Annotated in this window: 5 protein-coding genes; 2 read left to right on the forward strand and 3 right to left on the reverse strand. The window is 72.4% G+C overall.

The genetic code is table 11. The features are described from left to right. The first annotated feature begins 57 nt into the window (after positions 1 to 57). The gene (locus ACJA3G_RS33980; RefSeq protein ID WP_406556883.1) at positions 58 to 513 is read left to right on the forward strand and encodes a hypothetical protein; all 456 of its coding nucleotides are present in this window, start codon (positions 58 to 60) and stop codon (positions 511 to 513) included. Positions 514 to 597: 84 nt separating this feature from the next. On the opposite strand, the gene ACJA3G_RS33985 is transcribed toward ACJA3G_RS33980, so the two are convergent. The 3 genes from ACJA3G_RS33985 to ACJA3G_RS33995 all read right to left on the reverse strand — a co-directional run bounded on the left by ACJA3G_RS33985 (position 598) and on the right by ACJA3G_RS33995 (position 2,537). After that, on the reverse strand, positions 598 to 1,545 hold the full coding sequence (locus tag ACJA3G_RS33985; RefSeq protein WP_406556884.1) for an RNA polymerase sigma factor SigF: 948 nt from the start codon (positions 1,543 to 1,545) through the stop codon (positions 598 to 600). A 14-nt stretch (positions 1,546 to 1,559) separates the two neighbouring features. Then, a complete protein-coding gene (locus ACJA3G_RS33990; protein WP_067163834.1) occupies positions 1,560 to 1,973 on the reverse strand; it encodes an anti-sigma regulatory factor in 414 nt (137 codons plus the stop codon). Between the two features lie 303 nt (positions 1,974 to 2,276). Beyond that, positions 2,277 to 2,537, reverse strand: a complete 261-nt coding sequence (locus tag ACJA3G_RS33995) for a UBP-type zinc finger domain-containing protein (protein WP_406556885.1) — start codon at positions 2,535 to 2,537, stop codon at positions 2,277 to 2,279. A gap of 40 nt (positions 2,538 to 2,577) precedes the next feature. Between ACJA3G_RS33995 and ACJA3G_RS34000 the strand changes: the two genes are divergently transcribed. Beyond that, on the forward strand, positions 2,578 to 3,061 hold a 484-nt coding region (locus ACJA3G_RS34000), incomplete at its 3' end, for a cation:proton antiporter (protein WP_406556886.1).

A 3,061-nucleotide genomic window follows, 5' to 3' on the forward strand; every position in this document is an offset into this window, starting at 1 on the left:
CTCCCGGCGGCCCCCCGGCCCCGGGGGCGGGACGGTGGTGCGGGCTACCCTGCTGGGGTGAGTACTGAGCAGCACCCTGACAGCGAGACCGGCGCCGGCGCCCCCGAGGGGCCGCGCCCCCGCCGGCTGACCGCGGCAGCCGCGATCGCCGCGATCGAGGGCCTGGCCCTGGTCGGCGGCGGCCTCTTCATGCTCGTGATGGGCCTGACCGGCAAGCCCGACCAGCCGCGACAGGCCGAGACGGGCGGCGTGACGCTGATCGTCCTCGGCCTGATCCCGCTGATCGCCGCGCGCGGGCTGCTGCTGCGGCGCCGCTGGAGCCGGGGACCCGCGCTGATCACCCAGCTCCTGGCGCTGCCGGTGGCCTGGATGTTCCTGACCTCCGACGGTCCGGCGATCCCGGTGGGGATCGCCATGGCCGTGCTCGCGGTGACCGGGCTGGTCCAGCTGGTCAATCCGGCCACGGCCGAGGCGCTCGGGATGCGCGGGGCGGGCGGGACGCGGGAGCCGTAACCCACGGTCACCGACGCGTCCGGTGCCCTCGGTGCGCGGACGGACGCCTGCCCGGACGCGTGATCCGGGCCGGGCTCGCCGCGCCTACTCCTCCACCAGCAGCTTCTCCCGCAGCTGCGCCAGGGTCCTGGCCAGCAGCCGGGAGACGTGCATCTGCGAGATGCCGACCTCCTGCGCGATCTGCGACTGGGTCATGTTCCCGAAGAAGCGCAGCAGCAGGATCCGCTTCTCGCGCGGCGGCAGGTCCTCCAGGAGCGGCTTGAGCGACTCCCGGTACTCCACGCCCTCCAGCGCCTCGTCCTCCGCGCCCAGGGTGTCCGCGACCGCCGGCGACTCGTCGTCGGTGTCCGGGACGTCCAGCGAGAGCGTCGAGTAGGCGTTGGCCGACTCCAGGCCCTCCAGTACCTCCTCCTCGGAGATGCCGAGGCGCTCCGCCAGCTCGTGCACCGTGGGCGAGCGGCCGTGCTGCTGGGAGAGCTCGGCGGTGGCCGTGGTGAGGGCCAGGCGCAGCTCCTGGAGGCGGCGCGGCACCCGGACCGCCCAGCCCTTGTCGCGGAAGTGCCGCTTGATCTCGCCGACGACCGTGGGCGTCGCGTACGTCGAGAACTCGACGCCGCGCTCCGGGTCGAACCGGTCGACCGACTTGATGAGGCCGATGGTGGCGACCTGGGTCAGGTCGTCCAGCGGCTCGCCCCGGTTGCGGAACCGCCGGGCCAGGTGCTCGACCAGCGGCAGGTGCATCCGGACCAGCCTGTTGCGCAGCTCGGCCTTCTCGGGCGAGCCGTCCGGGAGTTTGCGCAGCTCGATGAACATCGCCCGCGCCCCGCTGCGGTCCTGCGGATCGTGCTGGTGCTGCGTGTGCTCGATGTGCTCGCTCATGTGGGCCGCCCGCTCTGCCTGCCGCGTCTGCTCCGCCACGGCCTCAAGGCCGTCAAGTCCGTCCACCGGGTGCGGCCGGGCCTGCTGCTCCGGGATACCGATGGAGAGCGGCTCCTCCGGGTGCGACTCGGGGATGCGCCTGTCGTCCCGCACCGGACCGTCCCCGCTCACGCCGGTCCGGGTCCCGCGCCGCGCTGTTTGTACAGGCTGATGGAGACCGTACGGTCGTCGGCGACCGAGGAGTCGACCTTGCCGGCGAGCGCGGAGAGCACCGTCCAGGCGAAGGTGTCGCGCTCGGGCGCCCGGCCGTCCGTGGTCGGCGCCGAGACCGTGACCTCCAGGGAGTCGTCGACGAGACGGAAGACACAGCTCAGCACGGAGCCGGGGACGGCCTGCTGGAGCAGGATCGCGCAGGCCTCGTCGACCGCGATACGCAGATCCTCGATCTCGTCGAGGGTGAAGTCCAAACGTGCCGCGAGACCGGCCGTGGCCGTACGCAGCACCGACAGGTAGGCACCCGCGGCCGGCAGCCGGACTTCCACGAAGTCCTGGTTCCCGGGCTCGCCTGCGATCTGGGACACCCTCACCTCCAAGGTGCACAAGCTCTCTCGGGCCCCGGCGGAGGGGACGCCCCCGGGGCCATGCGGTACGAAATGCGGTGATCGTGCGTCGTCCACGCGATCGTGGTGCTAGGAAGGGCGACGCTATCGCGATCCATGGTGCCGTGTCGCCGGGACCCCTCCCGACAGGTGTCACTCATGGTAAGCATATGGGCACGGACAGTGGCTAGAGGTGTGCGGTGCCCAATTGCTGTGAACCGGCGCCGGGTTGACGTACCCAGGGCGGAGGCCGTCGAACCGTCCGGATTCCCCCCGCTTCGCTCCTCACACCAGTGCGTTGTCCACAAAGCACCAGCGCCAGTCCTCGCCCGGCTCCAGGGTGCGCATCACCGGGTGCCCGGTCTCCAGGTGGTGGCCGGTCGCGTGCCGCTGCGGTGAGGAGTCGCAGCAGCCCACATAGCCGCACACCAGACAGAGCCGCAGCTGTACGTGATGGGTGCCCGCGGCCAGGCACTGCGGGCAGGTGTCCGTCAGCGCCGGGGGCTCGGGGCGCGGCAGTTCGGCAACGTGGGGGCACTCGCTCATGATTGCCAGGTTACGACGCTCGGGTTGTGAGGTGGCTGGGATGGACGCGTTGCCGCTGGTGGCACTGGTCGCGGGGAGCGCCGTGGTGGCCGGGGCCGCCCGCCGCACCCCGGTGCCGGCCCCGTTGCTGCTGGTCGCGGCGGGGCTCGCCGCCGCCTATGTGCCGGGCGTCCCGGACTACACGCTCGACCCGCACATCGTGCTGCCCCTGCTGCTGCCGCCGCTGCTGTACACGGCCGCCGTCGACAGCTCGTACCTCGACCTGCGCGCCAATCTGCGGCCCGTCGCACTGCTCTCGGTCGGATACGTCCTGTTCGCGACGGTGGCCGTCGGCTGGCTCGCCTATCTGCTGGTGCCCGATCTGCCGCTGACCGCCGCGCTGGTGCTCGGCGCGGTGGTCGCGCCGCCGGACGCCGTCGCGGCCACCGCGATCGCCCGGCGCCTGGGCCTGCCGGGCCGGATCACCACGATCCTCCAGGGCGAGTCGCTGGTGAACGACGCGACCGCCATCACCGCCTACAAGG

This window comes from Streptomyces sp. YS-3 (assembly GCF_045257485.1).
Classification (GTDB): domain Bacteria; phylum Actinomycetota; class Actinomycetes; order Streptomycetales; family Streptomycetaceae; genus Streptomyces.